This is a genomic window from Serratia sp. TSA_7 (assembly GCF_052692135.1).
This window is the reverse complement of record NZ_JBQZFU010000013.1, coordinates 61954-87146: the sequence shown is the minus strand read 5'-3', so window position 1 is coordinate 87146 and position 25193 is coordinate 61954. Positions and strand designations below refer to the sequence as shown.

Below are 25193 nucleotides of genomic sequence, written 5' to 3'. Positions count from 1 at the left end.
AATTTTTTTGTCCGTTATCAGGAGGCCGCAAACGCAACAGCACTAAGCTCCCGCTGCATCAGATTGATAAATTGTTCTATCCCGTCAGCGTTGAAGCAGCAGCAGGTGATATGTAAAACGGGTTTTCCCTCCGCCGAACTGGTGAGATAAATATTGATCGAGTCGTTCTCCCAGTTATCCGCCTCCTCTTGCTCATCCTCCGAATCAGGTTGCCGCCAGACGCTCAGGCGTAACGGATCATCCCCGCCGCTCGGCGCTTTCTGCCGAAATGCATCCTGGAGAATATTGATGTTGATGATCGGATCTGCGACACCGACGCTTTGCGGAACGCGCCGGAACAAGGCGCGCGGCGGCTGCGGCTCCATCAGCAGGAAATCGGCTAGAAAGCGCGGATAGAGGGCTGCACGCGGGCAGAGCGCGGTATAGATCCCGCTGACGGCACGGATCAACAGCGTTAACAGACGCGGGCTGTTGCGCCAACGTTGTTCGGCCATCACGCCAACCGGCAAGCTCCACGGACAGTCGATATGTTCGTAGGCGCGCAGCACCCTTTCCCGCACCTGGGCCAGCAGCGTGGGAAAGGTTGGCGCATCGTTCATATCCAGGGGGACAGGCATGACGCGAAGCAACGGCGCCATCAGCGACTCGCTCCCCGGCCGGTCACGCCCTTCCAGCACGGAATTCAACGCGAAACGCGATGCGCCGGTCATCTCGCGCACCACCCTGCCGATAAGCGCCAACAGCACCATCTGAAGGCTCACCTTATGCTGACGCGCCACGCTCTCCAGCCGTTCATAGCTGTCGGCCGGAAAAGAGACATAGCGGTCGCTGGCGTGCGTCTGCTGCTGATTGACATAGCACTGGGGAAAAGTGGCCCACGGATAGCCCTGTAAATGCCGGCGCCAGAAGCGTTGATCTTCGCTGCCATGACGACGATAGCGCGCCCGTTCACTGGCGATTAACGCGGTAAAGGGCATCTCTGCCTGTCCGGCTAACGGCAGCTTGTCTCCGCGCGCCAGCAGACGATAGCGCTGCCAGAGCTGCTGGCAGAAGAGATGCACCGCCGCGCCATCAGCCACGATATGCGGAAAGCAGAGCACCAGAACGTGCTGCTGGGGCTGCAGGCGAAAAAGCTGAGCGCGCAGCAGCGGCGGCCGCTGGAGATCGAATGGCTCGGCGAGCAAACGACGCGCCACGTCCTTGACGTGCTGCTGCGCCTGCACCGGGGTCTCGCCGGTCAAATCGGCAAAGGGCAAATCGAAGCCGCCAACCGGCTGGATACGCTGCGTGGGCGCCCAGCGCGAAATGGCGCTGCGCAATATCGGATGGTGGGCAATCAGGCCACCCAATACCCGCTCCAGCAACGCGGGCTGCAGTTCTCCCTCAATCTGAATACAACTCTGGTTATTCGCCGTATCCCCAAGTGTGGCGGCAACAAACCAGAAGCAGTGCTGGGCATAACCCAGCGGATAGACGACGCCCTCCTGCGGTGCGGCGCTTGCCCATTCGTCGCCATAAGGGCTGCGTGCATGCTGAACGTCATGATGAACACTCATTTAGCCTCCTCCACCGCGGGCTGACGCTCTTGCAAACGCATAAGAACCTGCTCCGACAGCGCAGCCACTGTCGGGTGGTCATAGATAAAACCGACCGGCAGGGAAACGTTCAGCCGTTGGCGAATCAGGGCGATGATCTGCACGGCCATCAGCGAATGGCCGTTCAGCTCGAAGAAATCATCCTCGATGCCAAGCGGTCCGATACCCATTTTTTCCTGCCAGGCTGCGGTGATTTGACGTTCGGTTTCATTGCGTGGCTCCAGATATTCGCTGCTGAGCGGCGGGCGCGGAAACAAGGCCGGCTGAAGCCCCTCTCCATCCCGATCCGGCTGGGCGATATCCGTCTGCACATTCGCGTCGCTGTCGACCAGCGGCAGACCGCGGGTCGAGATCAGATAATGGCCGCCATTGCGCGCCAGCAGTTGCGTCAGCAACGTCCATCCCTCCTTGGGCGTAATGGCGTCACGCAACGTCTTCTCGCCGCTGTCACCGTGCCACTGCCGCAGGCTGTCAACCGCCATGCCGACATCGCGCCAGGCATCCCAGCCGATGGCCAGATAACGGGTGCGCGCATCGCGCCGCTGGTGAGCGTTGAGCGCCCAGGCATCCTGCCAGGCATTAGCCGCACAGTAGGCCACCTGGCCGACCGGCCCGACGAAAGCGGCCAGCGAAGAACAGACGACAAAAAAATCGGGCGCATGCTGGCGCAGGCAGGCTTCCAGCACGCGCGTCCCCTGCACCTTCGCCTGAAATACCCGCTGCGAATCGTCCGCCGAGCGGTTCTGGATCAGACCGCCGTCCGCCACGCCTGCGCAGTGGAATATGCCGTTAAGCGTTCCATAGCGCTGGGTAAAAGCGGCGATACCGCGACCGACGCTGCGCTTATCGGCCAGGTCGGCACTGATCACCGTGACTTGGGCGCCGGCCTGCTGCAGTTGCCGCAAGAAAGCGATGCGCCGCGATTTGGCGTTGCTGGCATCATGCTGCGCCAGCCAGCTCTCCCACTCCGCTTCGGGCGGCAGCTCCCCACGGGCAATAAACAGCAGCCGGGCACGATGGCGGCGCGCCAAATTCTCGGCAATGGTGGAACCTATGCCGCCGAATGCCCCGGTGATGAGGTAATTGCCACCATTGCAGAAGCTAAACGGCGGTTCAGTCTGCGGCCCGCAATCCAGTTCCGTCAGCGGTGCATAGCGCTGCGCGCCACGGAGCGCCACCATCGGAGCCTCATCGGTGTGCTGCATCTCCGCCAGCAGCGTCGACAAAGCGCGGGTGGTCGCCAGCCCCCGGTAGCGCGACGGCGGGATGAAATCGATGCTTTTGCAACGAATCTGGCTGAACTCTTTCGGAATGATGCGGCTCGGGCCGATGATGAGCGCCTTGCCCGGATCGATCTGCTCATCGCCTGCCAGCGCATGCAGATGATTGGACAGCACAAACAGATCCAACGGGGCGTCGTCATTTTCCGGGTGAAAATGGCGGGCGATATGCAACAGCGACTCATAATGAAGGGTGGCGTTTTTTGCCGACAGCGCACGACTGCGCGTGATGCTCCAGCCGTGGATCAGCGCGTCCGGCGCCTGCTGCTGGCTGCGGAGATACTCTGCCAGCAGATGAAAATCCTGTGGACGCTGCGGATTGACGGTGACGCTGCCGGATCTCAGGATACGGAAGCGTATTCCTTTACTGACGCGCCTGACGCGCGCGCCCTGATTTTCCAGCATGCGCGCGAGCCGTTTAGCGCTGCCCAGCCGATCCATAAACAGAACCACCGTCCGCCCGCGCCAGGAATCCGGCGTTGACGACAGCGGCGGCAGTTGCTTCCAGCGTGACTGATAACACCATTCCGCCATCGGCAGACGCTCGCCGACCGCCGGAAGTGGCGCACTCTGGCTGTTGACCAATGACGCCAGCGTATAGCGCTGACGCTGAAACGCATAGCCGGGCAGCGGCACGCGTCGCCGCTGCTGATGTTGATAAAGACGCGGCCAGTCGACAACCACGCCCTGACACCATAACTCGCCCAGTGCCGCCAACAGCGTCTGCAGGCCAGCGCGCGGCTGCTTGACGCCGACGCCGCCGTTAAACACCCGGCGCCGGGCAGCGACACCCTCCAGTTGCATACGCGCAAGACCGGTGAGCGTACTGCCCGGTCCCACTTCCAGCAGCAGGTTTTGCGGTTCGTCCAGCAGGCGTTTTACCCCCTGACTGAAAGCCACCGGCTGACGCAACTGACTGACCCAATAATCCGGAGAGGTCGCCTGCTCAGGGCGTATCCAGTCGCCGGTGACGCAGGAAATAAACGGCAGCCCAGGCGGCGAGAGTGTGATGTCGTCAAAAGCGCGTTCAAAATCCGCCAGGCAGCCCTCCATCATGGCGCTGTGAAAGGCGTGCGAGGTGTGCAGGGGTTTCGCCTCGACGCCGCGGGCATCCAGCAGAGCCTGTAGCGTTTCAATAGCCTCGCTTTCTCCTGATGCCACGCAAAACTCCGGCGCGTTTTCGCTGGCCAGCGACACGCCATCCGGCAGCCAGCGCGCCAGCTCTGCGGCGCTCAGGCCAACCGCCAGCATTTTGCCCGGCGGCATCTCGTTCATCAGCGCCGCACGGCGGACGACAATGCGCAGTCCGTCCTCCAGCGAAAATACGCCCGCAAGACAGGCGGCAACATATTCGCCAATGCTGTGCCCGATGCAGGCCGCAGGCGCCAGGCCCCAGGACATCAGCAGCCGGCTCAGCGCGTATTCCACCACGAACAGCGCAGGCTGGGTAAAACGCGTTTGATAAAGCGCCGAGAGCGAAGCATCGTCGGCGGCTTCAAACAGCAGCGGACGAATATCGCGTCCCAGCAGCGGTTTCAACAAGCCGGCGCATTCATCCACCACATCCCGGAAAAACGGCTCCTGCTGATAGTGATCATGCATCATGCCCGCATACTGCGATCCCTGGCCGCTGAACATAAAAATCGTCCGCGCATCCGCCATCGCCTTGCCCCCGTCGGGCAGGGCCAACCGGTGGGCCAGTTCCGCTCGCGCCTGCTGACGATCGCGACAGACCAGCGCGCAGCGATGGTTCATCTCCTCGCGTCCAACCTGCAACGTCCAGGCGATATCGGCCAGGGCTTCGCCCTCCGATTCATTCTCCTCTGTGGATGACAACCATGCCTGCATACGCGCCATCCCGTCGCGCAGCGCCGCCGCCGAGCTCGCCGAGAAACAGAGCAACTGCTGCGGGCGTCCCGGCCCGGAGGGAGCGACAAAACTCGACTCCTCAAGCACCATATGCACGTTGGTGCCGCCGATGCCGAAGGCGCTGGCCCCGGCGCGACGCGGCCGGTCGCTGGACCAGGGTTCCCCCTGTTGCGGGATATAAAACGCCGATCCCCGCAGGTCGATCTCGGTATTCAGCCGGGAAAAATTCACCGCCGGCGGCAGATAGCGATGCATCAGCATATGCGCCACTTTGATCACGCCGGTGACGCCCGCCGCAGAATCGAGATGGCCAACGTTCGCTTTGACCGAGGCGACCGCACAGCGATGATCCGGCCCCCGCTGTTTACCGTAAGCATTCAGCAGCGCCTTTAACTCAATGGGATCGCCAAGCCGCGTGGCCGTGCCGTGCGCCTCAATGTAGCCGATGCTTTCCGGGGCCACGTCTGCCGCGACCAGCGCGCGCCGCAGCACCTCGGTTTGACCGTTGATCGACGGTGCGGTAAAGCCCGGTTTGCTGGAGCCGTCGTTGTTGACTGCCGAGCCTTTAATGATGGCGTATATTCTGTCGCCGCCATCGAGAGCATCCTGCAACCGCTTCAGCACCACCGCGCCGACGCCATCGCCCGCCACCGTGCCGCTGGCATCGGCATCGAAGCTGCGGCAGCGTCCGTCGTGCGATAAAATTCCGCTGTTTTCATAGCGGTAGCCGCTTTTTAACGGGAAGCCGACGTGCACGCCGCCGCCCAGCGCCATATCGCACTCGCCCGCCAGCAGCGACTGGCAGGCGGCGTGCAGCGCCAACAGCGAGCTGGAACAGGCGGCTCCGATAGTCATCGCCGGGCCACGCAGGTTGAGCTTGTAAGCAACGCGGGTGGATAACAGATCGTTATTATTGCCCGACAACAGACCGTCCAGCGCCACATGCCGCTGGATATCGGGATGACGCAACAGATAACTCATGGCGTAGCTGCTGTTGGACGCGCTGGCGAAAACGCCAATCTGTCCGGGAAATTTCCCCGGCGCATAACCGGCATGTTCCAGCGCCAGCCACGCCGTTTCCAGAAACAGCCGCTGCTGCGGATCCATCGCCTGCGCTTCGCGCGGCGAGTAGCCGAAGAAAGCGGCGTCGAACGCCTCGGCATCCTCCAGCACCGCCGCCCGGCGCACAAAGTCCGGCTGTTCGCGTTCGGCGTGCGGCGTACCGGCCTCATCCAGTTCCTCATCGCTCAGTTCGCGTATCGCTTCAACCCCTGCGGCAATGTTTCGCCAGAAAGCCTCAATATCTGCCGCGCCGGGAAACGACCCCGCCATACCCACAATCGCGATCTCAAAACCGTGCAGGGATTGAGGAAGTGCGTCCTTTAACATCTCCGCATTGCTCATTGTTTACCGCTCCTTCTTTGCTGCAAGCCGGCAAGACGGCTGCGGCCGGCATTCACCTGTAACTGAATGGCATCAAGGCTGGCGTCGGGCTGCCGCTGGCCGCCGTTGATGTAATCCGCCAGTTGCTGAATGGTCGGGTAGTTAAGCAGGTCAACGATGCTCACCCCGCTATAGCCCAGCGCGGCAAGCCGCAGGTGCGCACGCGCCAGCAGCAACGAATCGCCGCCGAGGTCAAAAAAGTTCTCCTGCTGATTTGGCGCGGCCACGCCCAGCACCTTGCTCCAGACCTGCTGTATCTCTTTTGCCGTGGGATCGGTGAGTTCCACCGGAGCCGTGTCGGTCGGCGCGGGTTGGCGATCTTCCGCGCGCAGGCGGGAGGTATCCAGCTTGCCGTTGGCCGTCAGCGGCAACGCATCCAGCACCTGGAAGCGGGCCGGAACCATATAGCGCGGAAGATGCTGGAGTAGCCAGGTGCGCAGCGCAGCGGCATCGAAAGAACGTCCCGGCTGCATCACCAGCCAGGCGACAATGCGTTTGCCTCTGGGCTCCTCCACCACCTGCACCGCAGCCCGTTCAATGTCAGGGTGGCGACCGATCGTCGCTTCGATCTCGCCCGTCTCGATACGAAAACCGCGGATCTTGCACTGATCGTCAATCCGCCCCAAAAACTCGATCGCCCCGTCGGCCAGGAAACGGGCGCGATCGCCCGTGCGATAAAGGCGTTCGGATCGTTCCGGATCGAAAGGATTCGCGATAAAACGCTGCTGATAGAGTTCGGGCTGATTGAGGTACTCCAGCGCCAGGCCTGGCCCGCCGATATAGAGCTCGCCAGGCGTGCCGAGAGGCGTCGGTTGCATAAAGGCGTCCAGAATCCAGGCAATATTGCCCTCATTGGGCCTGCCGATTGGCACGCTGCCGCTTTCGGTGGCGCGATAACGCCAACTGGTGGTGAAGGTGGTATTTTCGGTCGGGCCGTAGCCATTGATCAGCGTCAGCGCCGGATAGAGCCCGCTGATGCGGGCGGCATGGCGCAGCGACATCGCCTCGCCACCGCTTATCACCTGGCGTACTTCACGCAATGCCTGCGGACATTCATCGACAATCAGGTTAAACAGCGACGTGGTGAGAAACAGGCTCTCTACCCGCTGCCCGACCAGCAATGTCTCCAGTTGCGGTATCGCCACCGGACCCTGCGGATAGATGACGATGGTGCCCCCGTTCAGCAGCGGCCCCCAGATTTCCAGCGTAGACGCGTCAAAGCTCACGGCGGCCAGCATCAGAAAGCGGCGGCAATGGGTGAAATCGAGATAGCCGACCTCTTTCACCAGGCGAATCACCCCTTGCTGAGCGATAAGCACCCCTTTGGCCTTGCCGGTCGAACCGGAGGTGTACATCACGTACAGAGGAAGGGAACTCTCCCCTCGCGCGACAGCAAAAGGCATCGCCGGGGCATCGCTCTGGCTCAGTTCCTTCTCCGTCAACTGCGGCACGCCGGTCTCTGCCGCCAGCGCCCTTTCCGGTTGGTGCGTGATCAACAGGCAGCAGCGCGCATCCGTTATCTGCTCCACCAGACGCGCATGCGGATCTTCCGGATTGAGCGGGAGATAAACCGCCTCCAGTTTGCTGAGCGCCAACACTGACACAATCAGGCCGACGCTGCGGCCCAGATAGAGCGCTACGCGGCTGCCGCGCGTCACGCCGCTCTGCGCCAGCAAGGACGCCCACCGGTCTGACTGCCGATCCAGTTCGCGATAGCTCAGGCGTTGGTTTTCCCATTCTACCGCGTCGGCATCGGGCTGCTGCGCCACCTGACGGGCAAACAGCGTCGCCAGGGTTTCGGTGCCGGCGTAGCCTGCCGGCCCGCGCGTAAATGCGGCCAACTGCCGCTGCTGCTCTGCGGGAACAAAATCGACGGCAAGGTGCAATGCCTGCGGCTCTGCCGCCATCGCGCCGAGGACGCGTTGGTAGCAGGCCGCCATTTGCTCCACCTGCTCCCGGCTCAGCAGCCTGGCGTTATAATCCAGCTGGACGCTCACCTGATTGCTGGCCAGCGCTGAAGAGAGCGTTTTGTGCTGGAAATGTGCATTCAGGGTAAAGTGCGTCCCCTCATGGACATCCTGCACGTTCAGCTTATCCACCACGCCCAATCCCAGCGCCGGCGTCATCTGATCGTAAATATGGAAATCCATATAGTTGAACAGCACCTCATCCAGCAACGGCTGGGGGCCAAAGTGGCGCTGAATTTCGGCAAGGGGATAGCAGCGATGAGGGATCGCCGCACATTCGTTGGCGAAGGTTTGACGAATCACTTCCGCCCAGCTTTGCGCACCCAGCACCTGGCGGAACGGCAAAATATTGAGATAGAGGCCATAGAGCCAATCGCCGCCCTCCGCCTCCGGACGACCATTGGTCGGAATGCCGGTCAGGATATCCGGCTCGCCGCTGAACACGCTCATCACTTTGACATGGGCTGCCAACAGCACGCTTTTTAGCGGCACGCCCAGTTGCTGCATCAGTTGGCGCATCCCCTGATAAACCGTATCGTCGAGCGTAAACGAGAGCGATTTCAGACGCGGCGCAGCTCCCGGCGTCGCATCCTGAGCCTGATGAGGCAGCCTGAGAAGGGTGCAATCCGCCAGCGTCTGCTGCCAGTAACGGCGCTGCGCATCGTCCCGGATGGCGGCCTGTTCCTGAACGATAAAGTCGCGGTACTCCTGCTGCGGCTTGAACGGCGGCTGCCACTGGCTGCCGCCGGTCAGAACGGCATAGCGGTTAAACACCTCGACGATCATGGTGTGATAGCTCCAGCCATCGAATACCGGGTGGCATTCGGTCATGGTGAACTGGAAGCTCTGCGGGGAACGCAGTTGAATGAAGAAACGCAGCAACGTCGGTCGTTGCAAATCGAACGGTGTACGGCGTTCTTCATCCAACAGGGCTCTGATACGCTCCTCCTGCCGTTGCTTGTCGAGATGGCGCAGATCCTCCACTACGATCGGCAGCTCCGCCTGCGGCCAGACCAACTGCAACGGCTGGCTGTAGCGTGCGAAATCAAACCCGGTTCGCAACACATCGTGAGCAGCCACCGTCTCCGCCACCGCCCGGCGAAAAGCCGCTTCGTCGAAGGCGGCGTTGATACGCAAGTGCGAGGTGCCGGTACAGTGGTAAACGTTGGCGTCCGGCGTCAGGTTCATATGGTAAAACATGCCCGCCTGCATACGGCTCAGCGGATAGGCGTCAATCACCTCCGGCAGCAACAGCTCGCGATCTTCCTGCGTGATCTGGCTGAATGGCGCAGCGGTTATCGGCCCGCCGACGCCCTGCCCGCTGCCGGCGTCCAGCAACGCCGCCAGTTCGGCCACGGTCTGATGTTGGAACAGATTGACCAGCGTCAGCGCCAACCCCCGTTCGCGCCCGCGTCCGACAACCTGTACTCCGCGTAACGAATCACCGCCCAGCGAAAAGAAGTTGTCATAAACGCCGATGTCATCCACCTTCAGCACGTCGCGCCAGAGCGCCAGCAGCGCCGCCTCGGTATCGGTGCGCGCCGCCTGATAGTCGCTCGCCAACTGCGGGCGAAGCGCCTGCGGATCCGGCAACGCGCGCCGGTCCAGCTTGCCGTTCGCGGTTAGCGGCAACGCCTCCATAAACACAAAGGCGGAGGGCAGCATATAATCCGGCAGCGTACGGCGCAGCCCGTTGCGCAGCGTCTCCACCTTGAGACCGTTTTCACGCGTGGCGACCCAGGCAATCAGACGCATCTGACGATCGGCGCTGTCCGCACGGGCAATCACCACCGCTTGATCCACGCCATCCAGCCGCTGCAGCGCCGCTTCAATCTCTCCCGGCTCAATGCGAAAACCCCGTATTTTGACCTGATGATCGGCGCGCCCCAGATACTCCAGCGAGCCGTCGCGACGTCGACGCGCCAAGTCGCCGCTGCGATAGAGGCGCGCACCATCGTCATCGCCGCCGCCCAGCAGCTCGGCTTTATTCAAAAACCGCTCGCGAGTCAGTTCGGGACGATTCAGATAGCCGCGCGCGACCCCGGCGCCACCGACATACATTTCGCCCACCACGCCGGGCGGCACCGGCCGCCGCTGCGCATCCAGCAGATAGATTTCGAGATCGTCCAGCGGCTCGCCGATGGGGCTTTTGCCTCCCTGTCGCGCGTCCGCCAACGTGATGCGCCGCCAGGTGACGTGCACCGTGGTTTCGGTAATGCCGTACATATTGATAATCTGCGGCGCATCTTCGCCATATTTCGCCAGCCAGCCGAGCAGCGTCGCCGGCTCCAGCGCTTCACCGCCCATAATCACGTAGCGCAGCGACAGAGGCGCCGCGTCCGATGACGTCGCATCGGCGGCGATAAACTGCGCAAAGGCGGAAGGGGTCTGGTTAAGCACGGTCACTCGCTCATCGCTTACCCACTGCCGGAACTGTTCCGGGGAGCGGCTGACCCAGTACGGCACCACGCTGAGCTGACCGCCATACAGCAATGCGCCCCAGATTTCCCAGACGGAGAAATCAAAGGCGCTGGAGTGGAACAGCGTCCATATGTCATGTTCGCTGAAGGCAAAATGGCGCTCGCTGGCGGCAAACAAGCGCATAACGTTGGCATGAGGGATTTCCACGCCTTTCGGCGTGCCGGTAGAGCCTGAGGTGTAGATGACATAGGCGAGCGCATCGGGCGTAACCGGCCGATCGGGATTGGTCTCCGGCATCGTCTGGATCAAGCCGCTTTCGCAATCGGTGCACAGATAGTCGACCTCGCAGCCCTCAAACAGCGACTGATGCGCCGAGACGCCGATCACCTGACGAACCCCGGCGTCCTCGACGTAGAAACGGACGCGCTCCGCCCCGTGGCCACTGTCAATGGGGAGATAGGCCATCCCCGCCTTCAGCACCGCCAGAATGGCGATCGGCAAGGCTTCGTCGCGATCCATGCAGATCCCGACCAGACCGCCGCCTTGCGCCGGACGATCCTGCATGCCCAGCAGCAGATAGTGCGCCAGTTGATTCGCCCGCGCGTTCAACTGCTGATAGGTCAGCCCGCGTCCCCCGCCCGTTCCGATAGCTACGGCATCCGGATAGCGCTGCGCCTGATATTCGAAACGCTGATGCAACGCCTGGCTGACCGGGTGCGTATGGGGGCGTTCGCTGTGCAGGTCGCGCGCGGTGATGCAGGGGTAGCTCTCCAGCCGCTGGGTGTCGTCCTGGGCCACTTCACCGAGCAGGAACAGGAAATCCGCTTCCAACTGGGCGATGGTGGCGTCATCAAACAGATCGCTGCTGTACTCGAAGGCACCCTGTAGCTGCCGGCCTCGGCTCTCCATCGACAGCGTCAGATCAAATTTTGCCTGTTCACCGGCCAGAGAATGCGGCTTAACCTGTAGGCCATCGAACGTCCAGCCCTGCTGCCCGCTCTCGTCAAAGGAAAACATCACCTGGAACAGCGGCGAGTAGCTGAGATCGCGCGTTGGGTTAAGGGTTTCAACCAGCCGATCGAAGCTCACCCGCTGATGCTCCAGCGCTTCGACCACCGTGCGGAAAACGCTTTGCTGCAAGGCGGTGAAGCTCTCTTCCGGATCGATCTGGATACGGTAAACCAGCGTATTGACGAAGAAGCCCACCACGCCTTCCAGCTCAAGCCGCCCACGCCCGGACACCGGCGAGCCGATGGCCAGGTCGCGCTGTCCGCTATAACGATGCAGAATCAACGAGAAGGCGCTAAGCAACAGCGAATAAAGCGTGCTGTTGCGTGCGCGGGCGCGTTCACCCAGCGTTTGCGCCAGCGCCGGCGGCAGCGAGAAGAAGCGGGTTTTTCCGCGCAGGCTGAGCCGATTTGGCCGTGGGCGATCGCAGGGCAAATCTATCGGTTCAAGGTTACGCAGTTTTTCGCGCCACCAGTCGAGGGAGCGGGCGACGTCACCCCCCTCCTGCTGCTGATGCTGCCATTCGGAATAATCGATGTACTGAATGTCAAGCGGGGGCAGATCCGCCGCCAACCCCTGGCGCCGGGCGTTATAGCAGGAAGCCAGCTCGCGGCTGATAATACCGGCCGACCAGCCATCGGAAATAATATGATGCAACACGATAAGCAGCATATGGTGACAGGCGCCGCGGCGGAACAGCACGAAACGCGACAGCGGCGCCTGCTGTAAATTGAACGGGCGTTCGCTCGCCGCATTCAGCTGCGCCTGCAACGCCGCTTCATCGGCCGCAACCCAATCCACCTTCTCCAGCGGCAGCGTCATGGTGTCATGACAGCGCTGAAAGAGCGCCTCATCCTGCCAGACAAAATCGGTGCGGAAAGATTCATGGCGCGCCACCAGGTCATTCACGCTCTGTTGCAGCGCCGTTTCGTCCAGCTCCCCTTCCAGCTCCAGTAACGTGCTGATGTGATAAATTGCTGAATCATGTCCCAGTTGTTCATGCAGCCACAGACGCTTTTGCGCCAGCGATGCCCTGAACTGGAAATGGTTTTCCTGCATGTCGCCTCCGGTAAATTGCGGTTTATCGTATTCTGGGTTGTGCATCACAATGGCCTCTCCTGTCGGCGCGACACGCGGGTGATAGCGCGCTCTTCCGATATCGGCGTCGTCCGTTGCGCCAGTACCGCCGCTAACTGCCGGACGGTCTGATGGTTAAGCAGATCGGTCAGGGAGACCCTGACGTTAAGTTGATTTTCGAGTCGCGCGGCGACCCGCAGGGCGTGCAGCGAATGCCCACCCAGCGCGAAAAAGTTCTGGTCGCAGCTGACCGGCCCGCAGCGTAAAATTTCTCCCCAGGTAGCCTGAATGGCGCTCTCCAGCGGCGTAGCGGGGGCCAGCAGCTCGGTATGTTGCGGGCGAACGGGCAGAGGCAGAGCGCCATAATCCACTTTCCCGTTCGACGTCAGCGGCAGCGCGGGCAGCACCACGATCGCGCCCGGGATCATGTACCCAGGCAGCGTCAGCGCCAGAAACGCGCGCAGCGCCTCGCTCTCCATCCCCGCCTGCTGCGGCACGACCCAGGCCGCCAGTTGCGCATCTTCCTGCGAGCGCCCGGGCAGCAGGGCAACGGCACTCTGCAGCACCTGCGGATGACGCATCAGCTGCGCCTCAATCTCACCCGGCTCTATACGGTAGCCACGCACTTTGAGCTGGCGATCGCAGCGGCCGAAATACATCAGTTCGCCGTTCGGCATCAGGCCGACCCGATCGCCTGTGCGGTAGGCGCGTACGGTTTCCCCGGCCAAATCCAGCGTAATGAATTTTTCCTCGGTCAAATCAGGCCGGTTCCAGTACCCCCGCGCCAGCCCGGCGCCGGCGATATAAAGCTCGCCCTCCGCCCCCGGCGGCGTCGGCGACCGATCCTCGTTCAGCACCAGCAGACGGGTATTGGCGATGGGCAAACCAATCGCCATGGCACCCTGACGATCGCGCGCCGCATCCGCCAAATGGACGCAGCAGCCCACCACGGTTTCCGTCGGACCATATTCGTTGTATATGCGAGTGTCGGGCGCCTCCCGCAGCCAGCGCTGCACGGTTTCGCAATTGAGGGCTTCGCCCCCGACGACGAGCGCGCTGACGCGCCTTTTCGCCGCGTGATCCAGTTGCTCCTGCAACAGCGCGAGATGGACAGGGGTGATTTTCAGCAGTTGTTCCGCAGAAGAGGTGCTCAGGTGGCGCGCCATGGCCTGCAAATCGCCCTCACCGGGGATGGCGACGAGGGTGCCGCCCGTCAGCAGCGGCAGCCAGAGGCTGGTCAGGGTCGCATCAAAGCTCACCGACGAATGGAACAGGCTCTGCATACCGGCACGTAGCTGATAGCGTCGGCACGCATCGAGGAGATAATTAATCAGGCTGCGATGCTCAATCATGACGCCTTTCGGCCTGCCGGTTGAGCCGGAGGTATACAGGATATAAGCCAGCGAGTTCCCCTGGCTGACCTCCGGCGGCAAAGGCAGATCGGGCGAGGCTTCGTCAACCAGCAGCAGAGGCTGATCGGACGGCAGCGCACCCGCCAGGGTCTGCTGGGTGAGGGTCAGCGGGCACTGGCTGTCGGACAGCAGATAACGGACGCGTTCGGCAGGGCTGGCGGCGTCGATCGGCACATAGCAAAGGCCGATGCGGCTGGCGGCAAGCATCGCCGCGACATACTCCACGCCGCGAGGCAAAAACAGCGCGACGCGATCCCCGGCGCGCAACCCGCGCTGATGCAGACGGGCGCTGATCTGCTCGGCACGCTGCCGCAACCTGTCATAGGTCAGGCTCAGCTCGCCTTCAATCACCGCGATATGGTCGCCCATGGCTGCGGCGCGCTGGGCAAACAGCGCGTAAACGCCGCCCTCGGGCAGCGGCAGAACCGGCCCTTGCAGCCCTTTGAGCAAAGCCGCATTTCCCGAGGCGTCCAGCAAGGAGATCTCCGACAGCCGCCGGTCATCCGCGTCTATCCATTGCTGCAATATATGCAGCAGGTGCTGCGTCAACTGGCCGGCGGTGTGCGGAGAGTAAAGCCCGTCGTCATACACCAGCGCCCCGCTCAGGGCCGCGCCAAACGAAGCCACCAGCGTTAACGGATAGTTGGTGCTCTCCTGGGCCGCCGCGAAACTGAATAACCCGTTATTCTCCTGCTGCGGGTAGTTCTCAAAGACCACCAGGGTATCAAACAGCGTCGGCCAACCGGCCAGCCCGCAACTGTGCTTCAGCTCCGCCAGCGAAATGTCGCTGAAACGCTCATTTTCCAGTTGCTGACGCTGGAGCTCATGCAGCCAGTCGACCACGCGAACGTCCGGCTGAACGCTCGCCCGCATCGGCACCGTGCCGATAAGCAAACCGACCATGCGCTCAATGCCGCTGAGATCGGCATGGCGGCCAGAAAGGGTGACGCCGAACAGGCTCTCCGTCGAACCGCTGTAGCGTTGCAGCAGCAGCGCCCAGGCGCCCTGCACCAGCGTACTGATGGTCAGGCGGTGACGGCGGCCAAAGCGGGCCAGTTGCGCGGAAAGGGCGGCATCCAGTTGAAAATCCTGCCGCTGGCGTTGCCGAGACGGCGTACGCCCCGGATAAGCGGCCGGCAACGGCGTCGCGGCGCTGAGGCCCGCCAGCCGTTGCTGCCAGTGCGCCTGGCTGCCGGCGCGGGAACGGCGCAGCCACTGGATATAGTGCCTGAATGCCGGTGCCGACGGCGGCGGTGTCTGATGATAGGCCGCAGCCACCTGCGCCAGCAGCAGGGTCACCGACCAGCCGTCCAGAATGGCGTGGTGATGGCTGAACAGCATCTGCACGCTATCCTGCGCAAGCAGCACGGTGATGCGGAACAGCGGCCCCTGATGCAGATCGAATCCCTGCTCCCGGTCCGCACGCCACAGCGCCGCGATGTCCTCCTCCTGCGGCGAGCGGTAATCCACCACGCGCCAAGCGTCAGGCATCTGCTGATGCACCAGTTGCAGCGGCCCGGCTTCGGCGTTCAGATCGAAGGTGGTACGCAGCGCCGGGCAGGCGGCGATCACCTGGGTCCACGCCTGTTGCAGGCGAGCAAGATCGACCCCGCGCGCAAGATCAAAACAGATCTGCTCGTGATAGAGCCTTGCATCGCCGTCGGCCAGCGAATGGTAAAGCATCCCCTCCTGAGTCGGCGTAAGAGGATAAATATCCACAATCTGCGAATGACGCTGTTGCAGTTGCAACAGCGATGCCCGGCTCAGGCCCGCGAGAGGAAAATCGGACGGCGTCCAGGTCGTGCGCGCTTGCGCCTGGCAGTGGGCGATCAGCGCATCGAGATGCTTTTTCATCGCGTCCGTCTGCGCGGCGATGGTCTCCGCCCGCCAACTGTTCGGGTTATAGCTCCAGACGATGACCAGTTCGCCCTCATCGATGTAGCTGTCCACCTCCAGCGCCCAGCCGCGACGGTTTTCCGGCGCATAACGGTGCGCCATCAGCAGATCGGCCACGCCGCTCAGCGGAGGCTGATGGAAATCGCCGTCGAACTGCCCAAGATAATTGAAGCAGACCTCCGCTGCCTGTGCCGCGGCGTCATACAGCATGCCGTACCCCACGCCGCCGTGGGGAACCCGACGCTGCGCCTCTTTAACATCCTGGATCAGATCGCCCCACGACCCCGTCGACGGCAATTGCAGCAGGATCGGGTAGATAGCGGTGAACCAGCCCACAGTACGGCTGACATCCGGCGCATCCGGCGCGTCATCGCGCCCGTGCCCTTCGAAATCGATACGCAGTCGGCGGCTGCCGGTCCATTCGCTTAGCGTCTGCGCCAGCGCCGCCAGCAGCAGATCGCCGACATGGGTGTGATAAGCCCGCCCGGTTTGACGCACCAACGCCTGGGTGGCCGCGCGATCCAGCGTAATCTGAACCTTGCGCATTTCTCCCGTACGGCCAGGCAGCGCACGCATGCCGCTGTCTACCGGAATGGCGGCGCCGGCATGCCGCTGCGTTTCCCAATAGCGGTGCTCATCGGCAGCCGAAACGGGGTCGACGACCTGCTGCAACCATGCGCCCCATTCCGCCAGCGAAGCCGTCGCCGGCTCGCAGGGCAGCGCTTCTCCCCGTGCCAGCGCCTGATACGCGCGGCTGAGATCGCTGATAATAATGCGCCAGGAGACGCCATCCACCACCAGGTGGTGAACGCTTAACAGCAGGTAATCGGCGGATGCCGCACGGATAACATCGGCGCTGAACACCGGCCCTTGGGCAATGTCCAGCTGCGACTGCCGCGCTCCGGCCCAGGCGATAACCGCCGCTTCGTCGTCGTGAGGTGCGCCAAGGCACGTTTCACGCAGCAGCGGCGCGTCCGTCAGGGCGGCGATAGTGGCCGGCGCATCGGCTGCGCTGAAGCGGGCGCGCAACCCTTCATGCTGCTGCAAAACCCCGCGCAGCGCCCGTTCCAACTGCGGCAAATTGACCTGTGCGTCCAGCCGCCAGAGGTAAGACTGGTTGTAGTGATGCGCTTTTTCCGCGCCCAGCGCGAAGAACCAGCGCTGGGCAGGCAGCAGCTTATAAGCCTGCATGGCCGGGCGTGCTTGCGCCGGCGCGGACGCCAGTGGTTCCACCACGCTGGCGAGGCTGGCGATCGTCGGATAATCAAACAGCATACGCGCCTGAACGCGCAGCCCCGCCTCGCGAGCGAGGAAGACGATTTGCAGACTAAGAATGGAGTCGCCGCCCAGGGCAAAGAAGTCGTCATCCATCCCTGGCGTTTCGCCTCCCAGCACCTTTTGCCAGATAGCCGCCAGTTGCCGCTCCGTCTCACTCTCCGCCGCCCGGAAGCAGAGCGCGACCGTCACCGGCAGCGGTTGTGCGGCCAGCCAGGCGCGATCGATTTTACCGTTGCCGGTCAGGGGAATGGACGGCAGCAATAGCCACTGGGTCGGACGCATGATTTCCGGCAGGCGGTGCGCAATCTGCTGACGCACGCCATCCAGCGCTGCCGCCCCCTTGGCCAGGGCCACATAGGCCACCAGGTGAGGACGCCCGTTGACCTGACGAATGCCTGCCGCAGCCTGACTGACGCCCTCGCACGCGACCAGTTGCGCTTCAACCTCTTCGAGCTCAATACGGTGCCCACGCAGCTTCACCTGATTATCCCGGCGGCCGAGATAGAGCAGATTGCCATCCGGCAACCAGCGGGCCAGATCGCCGGTACGATAGAGCCGCTCGCCGGGTTCGGCGGCAAAGGGATCGTCAATAAAACGACTGGCGGTCAGTTCCGGGCGGTTAAAATAGCCCAGCGCCACACCCGCCCCGCCGATATAGATCTCCCCTGCGCCCCCCGGCGGCGTCAGTTGCCGGTGTTCGTCCAGCAGGAAAATGCGCATATTGGCAATCGGCCGCCCAATCGGAACCGCGCCCGAGACGGCGCATTCGCCCGCAGCCAGCGCATAGACGCAGCACCCGACGGTGGTTTCCGTCGGTCCATATTCATTCACGACCGAGACCTGAGGCGCATGTTCACGCCAGAAGCGCACTGCGGCGCCCGCCAGGTTTTCGCCGCCGATGACCAGCGTTGCCGCGTGGCCGGCCGCCGCAGGGGGAATCTGCTGGCTGAGCAGTTCAAGATGAGAAGGCGTTATCTTCGCCATCGTCATGCCGGAAAGTTGCTTCCAGGCCGACACCAGCGCGGGGACATCCTCCTCGTCGGGCAGAATAAACAGCGTTTTACCGCTCAACAGCGGCAGGAACAGGCTGGTCAGAGTGGCATCGAACGAGATGGAGGCGTGCAGCGTGTTGCCGCGTCCCTGCGCGCAATCGTAGTTATCGTAGGCATGCTGCAGATAATTGGCGAGCGCGCGATGGGGAATGACCACGCCTTTCGGCGCGCCGGTGGTGCCGGAGGTGTAGAGCACATAAGCGGGATCGTCCGCAACGGCGCCCTGCGCCGGGTCAGCCATGCCGACGTCGCCGTCTGTCGTCATCTCCGGCGTCAACAACATCGTCTGCTGCTCGGTCAGTTCCAGCCGCAGAGCCTGTTCGCGCGTGGTGATAACGCGCGCCACGCGTGCATCGTCGAGCATGTAACGGATGCGTTCCGCCGGATAAGCGATATCCACCGGCACCCAGGCCGCCCCGCTTTTGACCGTCGCGAGGATCGCGCAGACCAGCGCGGGGGAACGCGGCAGCAGCACCGCCACGCGCGCGCCAGGCCCGACATCCAGCCCCGCCAGCAGATGCGCCAACTGATTGGCCTGCTGATTAAGCTGCTGATAACTCATCTGCCGTTCGCCCCAGGCCAACGCCGTGGCCTGCGGAGTGGCCCGCGCCTGCCGTTCGAAAGCTTGTTGCAACAACGGCGCGGCCGCACGGCGCGGACCTGCGCTGAGGGTATCGAGCAAATGGCGGCGCTCCGCCTCTGACAGCATATCCAACCGGCAGGCAGGCAACTGCGGCCGGCGGCTCACACTCGCCAGCAGGCGACCATAGGACGCGGCAAGAGCGTCGATAGCCTCGGCGCTATAGAGCGACGGGCGATACTCAATATTCAGCGTCAACTGCGTCGCCGTTTCCTGCACAAACAGCGTCAGATCAAACTTGGCGTCCGGCGCGTTGAGTGCCTGGCTACTGAGCCGCGCTTCGGCCCCCTCTCTGCGCTCATCCGGTGAGGCGTTATAAACGAACATAATGCGGAACAACGGGGACGTAGCGCGCCCCTCCGCCGGCAATACCGCATTAACCACCTGCTCGAAGGGCGTCTCTTTATGAGCCAGCGCTTCACGCAGCGCCGCCTCGCTGGCGGCAAGAAAAGTGGCGAAAGGCTGACTGGTGTCCAGGGTCTGACGAAACGCCAGCGTATTGAGCAGCAACCCCGGCAGATTTTGCAAGGTGTCGCTGTCGCGCAGCGACACCGGCAGGCCGATAGTTAAATCGTTTTCGCCGCTGTAACGCTGCAGCAGCAGTTGGAACGTCGACAGCAGCAGGGTAAACAGCGTGGTGTCCTGCTGCCGCGCCAGTTGGCGCAGCGCTTCGGTCAGCGGCAGGGGCAACGTCAACGTCTGATAAGCCGCCCGCCAGTCCGTTTCATCGGGCTGTGGACGCTGCGGCAGGGCGATGACCGGCGGTGGCGTAAGGAACACTTCGCGCCACCAATCAAGCCCCTCCTGATGCGAGGTGCTGCGCTCCCACGTGGCATACTGCAAATAGCTGACGGCAGGCGCGGTGCATGCCGCCTGCGGATCGTCAATCAACAGCGTCAGACTCCGGTCTATCAACGACAGCGTGTGTTCATCGACCAGCAGGTGATGTACGCAGAAGATCAGCGCGCTCTGTCCCTGCGGGGAATGGATAAAGCACAGACGATAGAGCGGCGCCGCGAGCAGCGTAAAGGGCTCGCTCATCAGCTCGGCCGCGCGCTGTTGCACACAGGCGTGCCACGCGTCATCGTCGACGCCTTCGGCCGTAAATTCAACGGGAGCCTCAGACCAATACTGACACGGTACGGCACCGTCGGCGCGCAGGCGGGTATTCAGCAAGGGGAAGTGACGGAACAGCGCGTCCAGCGCCGCGCTCAGGCGCTCGATGGTCACCGCCGGCGCGGTAAAGGTTTTGATTTCCCCCGTAATGTAGCTGTTGCCGTCGGGATGAAGCTGCTCAAGGAACCAGATACGCTGCTGAGCGAAACTCAGCGGCGCCTCTTTCAGCGCCGGCTGCCTGCACAGCGCGCTGTCCGCCTGGGTTTCTCCTGCGCTGAGCGCCAACTGGCGCGGAGTGCGACGGGTAAAGATGTCGCTGACGCGCAAATGCAGTTGGTGCTCAGCGGCCAGCAGCGCCACTGCCCGCGCCGCCAGCAGCGAATGTCCGCCCAGCGCGAAGAAGGAGTCGTCGCGGCCGATGCCCTCGATCCCCAGCACCCGGCTCCAGACGGCGGCAATCGCCTGCTCCGCCCGGCCCTTCGGCGCCTCGCCTGGCGCGTTCGCCACGGCATCGGGTTGCGGCGTCGGAAAACGCTTACGATCGATTTTATTGTTCGGCAGGCGAGGGAACGCGGTCATCAATACATAGCAGGCGGGGCACATGAACTCCGGCAGCGTGGCGGCCAGCCAGGCATGCAACTGCGCCCGATCCGGCTGCTGCCCCGCATGCGGCAACACATAAGCGACGACGGCGCTGGCGGCCAGGTAATCCTCGCGCACCAGGGTGACCGCATCCGCCACGGCGGGATGGCGACGCAACGCGGTCTCAATCTCGCCCAGCTCAACGCGATAACCACGGATTTTCACCTGGTTATCGATGCGTCCCAGGTAATCAATATTGCCGTCGCTGCGATAGCAGGCGAGGTCGCCGGTACGATAGAGCCGCGCCTCAGGCGTCGCGCTGAAGGGATCGGCGATAAAGCGATCGGCGGTCAGAGCGGGCTGGTTCAAATAGCCCTGTGAAACGCCGACGCCGCCAATACACAGCTCCCCGACGACGCCCACGGGAAGCGGCTCATGGAACTCATCCAGGATCCATACCTGGGTGTTATGCACAGGTCGGCCAATATGCACACGGCTGTCGGCCAGCGTCAGTTCGGCATTGGTGGCGCTGACGGTCGTTTCCGTGGGGCCGTAAGAGTTAATGAAGCGGCGGGTTTTCCCCCATTTTTGCAGCAGATCGAGTCCGCAGGCTTCGCCCGCCACGATCAGCACGCGCAGATCCGGCAACGGAGCCTCCGGTAATGCCGCCAGCGCCGAGGCCGGCAGCGTGACGTGACTGACCCGGCGCTGTTCCAGTTGCTCCAGCAGATCCGGTCCGGGCAGCAGCGAGAGGCGCGGCGCCATCAGCAGCGTACAGCCGGAGCACAGGGTCATGACGATTTCCCAGACCGACGTATCGAAGCTGAACGAAGCAAACTGCAGCACCCGGCCTGGGGGCTGCATATCCAGCAGCGCCACTTCGGTTTCCGCCAGATTACACACGCCGCGATGACGAATCGGCACGCCCTTCGGCTGGCCCGTGGAGCCGGAGGTATAGATGATATAGGCGATGTTGTCGGCACCGGCGCGCGGCGCGGGGGCCAGGGTCGGCAAGCCGTTCAACTGCGGCTCCAGCGCTTCGACAGTGAACAGCGTTATGTGCTGCGCGGCACGGGTGAAGCGGTCGACAAACTGCGGCTGCGTCAGCATCAACTGCAGCCCGGAATCGGCAATCACATAATCGCTGCGCTCCTGCGGGTAGTCCGGATCGATCGGAACATAGACGCCGCCCGCCTTAAGGATGGCCAGGAAGCCAATCACCAGCGACAGCGAACGCTCGATACACAGCCCGACCGCGACGTCCACCCCAACCCCCTGTGCGATGAGCCAGTGGGCGAGCTGGTTGGCGCGCGCGTCCAGTTCGCGATAACTCAGCACCTCATCGAGAAACTCCAGCGCAGGCGCGTCCGGCGTGCGCGCCACCTGGCGCTCGAACATCTGATGAATGCCGATATCGCTGCTGAAAGGCTGCGCCGTCTGGTTCCACTGCCAGATTTGCCGACGCTCCGCTTCGGAAAGCAGCGGCAGACGCCCCACCGCCTCTTCGCTGTCCGCGATGCAGCGCTCGACAAAAGTCGTAAAGTTGGCCGCCATACGGGCAATAGTGTCCGGCAGGAAGCGATCGTCGGCATATTCAAACTGGCCTGCGATGCCCGTCTCGTCGGGCCACATCTCCAGCGTCAGTTCATAAGTGGCGCTGCCGCGATCCACCGCCTGCAGCGCTGAGACGCTGCTCTGGCCCAGGCGGATTGCGGCATCCGGCTTTTGCTGCCAGACGAACAGCGTCTGAAACAGCGGGGAAATGCCCGGATGACGCGTCTCCTCCAGCGCCGTCAGCACCTGACCAAACGGCAAATCCTGATGGGCAACGGCCGCGATAAAACCGGCGGCAACCTGTCGCATCAATCGGCTGAACGGCTGATGCAAATCCACGGTCTGACGCAACGCCACCACATTGAACAACAAGCCGAATGCCTGCTCGTTATCCAGCGCATGGCGGGAGCTGATCGGCGTACCTATCGTCAGATCCTGCTGGCGGGTATAGCGCGCCATAAAAGCGGTGTAGGCCGTCAATAACGCCACGTAAGGCGTAACGCCGTGACGCACGGCCAGCGCCGCCAGCGCACCTGCGGTCGCCTGGGACAAGTGGAAAGGAATACGGCCGCCGCAGTAGCTGCGCACCGCCGGGACGGGAAAATCATAAGGTAGCTGCAGCAACGGCAGCGGCCCCGCCAGTTGCTGTCGCCACCAGGCACGCAGCGCTTCGCCCCGCGGCCCCGCGCTACGCTGCTGCTGGCGGCGTGCATGGGCTGTCTGGCAGGAGGTCGCTGCAACCGGCGTCAGCGTTTTGCCCGCCAGCAGACGGCCATAATCCGCCAACATCTGTCGCCACAGCAGCGCCACGGACTCCGCATCCGCGATAATGTGATGACACACCAGAGCGATAAGCGTCCGGTGCGGCTGCACCTGCGCACAAGCGATGCGCAACAGCGGCGCCTGAGCAAGATTGAACGGTCGCGTGGCTAACTGCGTCAACCAGCCCTCCGCCGCTCCACGCGCGTCGCTGCCTTGCGCGCCAAAATCCTGCCGGTCGATATCCACGACAACCTGTTCGGCGATCTGCGCCGTCACGCCGTCTTGATCCGGGATAAAGCGGGTACGCAGCGCGTCATGGCGACGCAGCGCCTGATTCAACGCCTGCTGCAACAGCTCAATGTTCAGCGGCCCCTGCCATTCGGCACGGTAGGCCAACTGCCATACGGGCGATTCGGGAGCCTGCTGCTGAATTAACCACATGCCCTGCTGCTCATCGCTGAGCGTGACGCTGCTCTGCGTCTGCACGCTATCTTGCTCGGCCTGGCGCAGCGCTTGTGCGCAGCCCGCCAGCGTCGGTTGCGCCAGCAGAGCGGCGAACTCAAGCTCCCGGTCCAGTTCGGCGCGCACGCAGGCGATCATGCGCATCGCCAGCAGGGAATTCCCGCCGAGGGCGAAAAAGTCGTCATCGCGCCCGACCGCGTTCACCGGCAGCAGACGCTGCCAGATCGCCGCCAGCTTCTGCTCCTCACCGGCGTGGGGCTGTTGCGCCGCGGTCAACGGGGCGCTTCGGCGCGGCGCAGGCTGAGGCAGCGCTTTGCGGTCAAGCTTGCCGTTAGGCAGGCGGGGAAAGAGCTCGAGGATGCTAAAATCGGTCGGTAACAGCGCGGCGGGCAACGACGCGGCCAGATAGTCGCGCAGCTCGGTTGACGCCTGATTCAGTTCGCTTTTCAGGGTAATGAACGCCACCAGTTGCTGCGGCTGCGCAAAGGCGACGACAGCAGCCTGCCGCACCGCCGGATGGCGCTCAAGCAGCGTTTCAATTTCCGCCGTTTCCACGCGCTGTCCGTTGATCTTCAACTGAAAATCGTTGCGCCCCAGCAGCTCCAGATCGCCGGTGGCCGTCAGGCGACCCACGTCGCCCGTACGGTACATTTTCGTGCCGCGCTCGTCGGTGAAAAAGGCGTCGGAGGCGGCGGGCTGCCGATAGCCGGCGCTCATCCACGGCGTAATAATGATGACCTCGCCGCTTTCGCCATCGGCGACGGGATTGCCGCTTTCATCAATCACGCTGATGCTCGCGCCGGGAATGGGCCGCCCTACGGGCACGCCCGCGCAAGCGGCATCGGCCGGCGTTACGCGATAAAACAGCTTAGCCAGCGTGGTTTCCGTCGGGCCGTAAAGGTTGATGAGTTGGGCGTTTGCCGGGCCGTTATGATAAAAGCGCGCCACCAGCGAACCTTTCAGCATCTCGCCCGCCAGCAGCACATAGCGCAAGGCGTGCAGCCGCTGCGCCGCATCGGGATACTCCAGCAAAACCTGCAGCAACGAGGGGATCTGATGGGTGACGGTAATCCGCTGCGCCTGCATCCAGGCCAGCAGCGCGGCGGGCGTGTGGATCACTTCGCGGGACGGCGGAATGCACAAAGTGGCGCCATTGAGCAAAGGCAGCAGCATGTCGCGCAAAAAAGGATCGAACATCTGCGACGTCAGCATACTGACGCGATCGTCCGGCGTGATAGCCAGTTCCCGGCTCTCCCACTCGATAAAATGCAGCAGGCTGTCACTGCGCCCCAGCACCGCTTTGGGTATGCCGGTGGAGCCGGAAGTGAAATAGACGTAGGCCAACGGCTGCGTTCGCATCGGCGCTAAGGGAAGGGGCTCGCCGGTGGACAGCGCGGGCACGCCCAGCTCATCCACCTCGACAACGTTCAGCCGGTCGGTAAGATGGCGAACCGAAGCCAGCCCGTGCGACGTCGAGATCAACCGCGCATCGGGGAACTGCGCCAACAGGGTTTCCAGTCGCTGCCGAGGCAACGTCGGCGATAAAGGAACAAATGCCTGCCCCGCATGCATAATCGCGAGCGCCGCCGTCACCAGCGCGGCCCCTTCCTCCAACAGCACCAGCGTAAAGGGGCTACCCGGCTGTCGGCGCAGCGCGGCGCTCAATGCGGTGACCCGTTGCAATAGCTGTTGATAGGTTACCCGCGTTTCGCCCTGACTAATGGCGACCTGCTGCGGATCACGATTTACAGACTGCTCAAATACTGCGGAAACAGACAT

At 62.9% G+C, this 25193-nt stretch carries 4 protein-coding genes; all 4 read right to left on the bottom strand.

Going from position 1 to position 25193, the window contains the following annotated elements; translation table 11 throughout:
- Positions 1-17 precede the first annotated feature (17 nt).
- Genes ACUTQW_RS24145 through ACUTQW_RS24130 form a run of 4 tightly spaced genes read right to left on the bottom strand, consistent with a single transcriptional unit; the run spans position 18 to position 25193 of the window.
- Positions 18-1556, bottom strand: coding sequence for a condensation domain-containing protein (locus tag ACUTQW_RS24145; protein WP_006328013.1), 1539 nt, complete (start codon positions 1554-1556; stop codon positions 18-20).
- Positions 1553-6148, bottom strand: coding sequence for a type I polyketide synthase (locus ACUTQW_RS24140; RefSeq protein ID WP_006328015.1), 4596 nt, complete (start codon positions 6146-6148; stop codon positions 1553-1555). Before ACUTQW_RS24140 ends, ACUTQW_RS24145 begins: the two co-directional genes overlap by 4 nt.
- A complete protein-coding gene (locus ACUTQW_RS24135; RefSeq protein WP_208295267.1) occupies positions 6145-12687 on the bottom strand; it encodes a non-ribosomal peptide synthetase in 6543 nt (2180 codons plus the stop codon). The genes ACUTQW_RS24140 and ACUTQW_RS24135 overlap by 4 nt, the downstream gene beginning before the upstream one ends.
- Positions 12687-25193, bottom strand: coding sequence for an amino acid adenylation domain-containing protein (locus ACUTQW_RS24130; protein ID WP_445654994.1), 12507 nt, complete (start codon positions 25191-25193; stop codon positions 12687-12689). The genes ACUTQW_RS24135 and ACUTQW_RS24130 overlap by 1 nt, the downstream gene beginning before the upstream one ends.

Coding starts and splice junctions, on each gene's coding strand:
- ACUTQW_RS24145 (WP_006328013.1), bottom strand. CDS start 1,556: ATGAGTGTTCATCATGACGTTCAGCATGCACGCAGCCCTTATGGCGAC.
- ACUTQW_RS24140 (WP_006328015.1), bottom strand. CDS start 6,148: ATGAGCAATGCGGAGATGTTAAAGGACGCACTTCCTCAATCCCTGCAC.
- ACUTQW_RS24135 (WP_208295267.1), bottom strand. CDS start 12,687: ATGCACAACCCAGAATACGATAAACCGCAATTTACCGGAGGCGACATG.
- ACUTQW_RS24130 (WP_445654994.1), bottom strand. CDS start 25,193: ATGTCTGTTTCCGCAGTATTTGAGCAGTCTGTAAATCGTGATCCGCAG.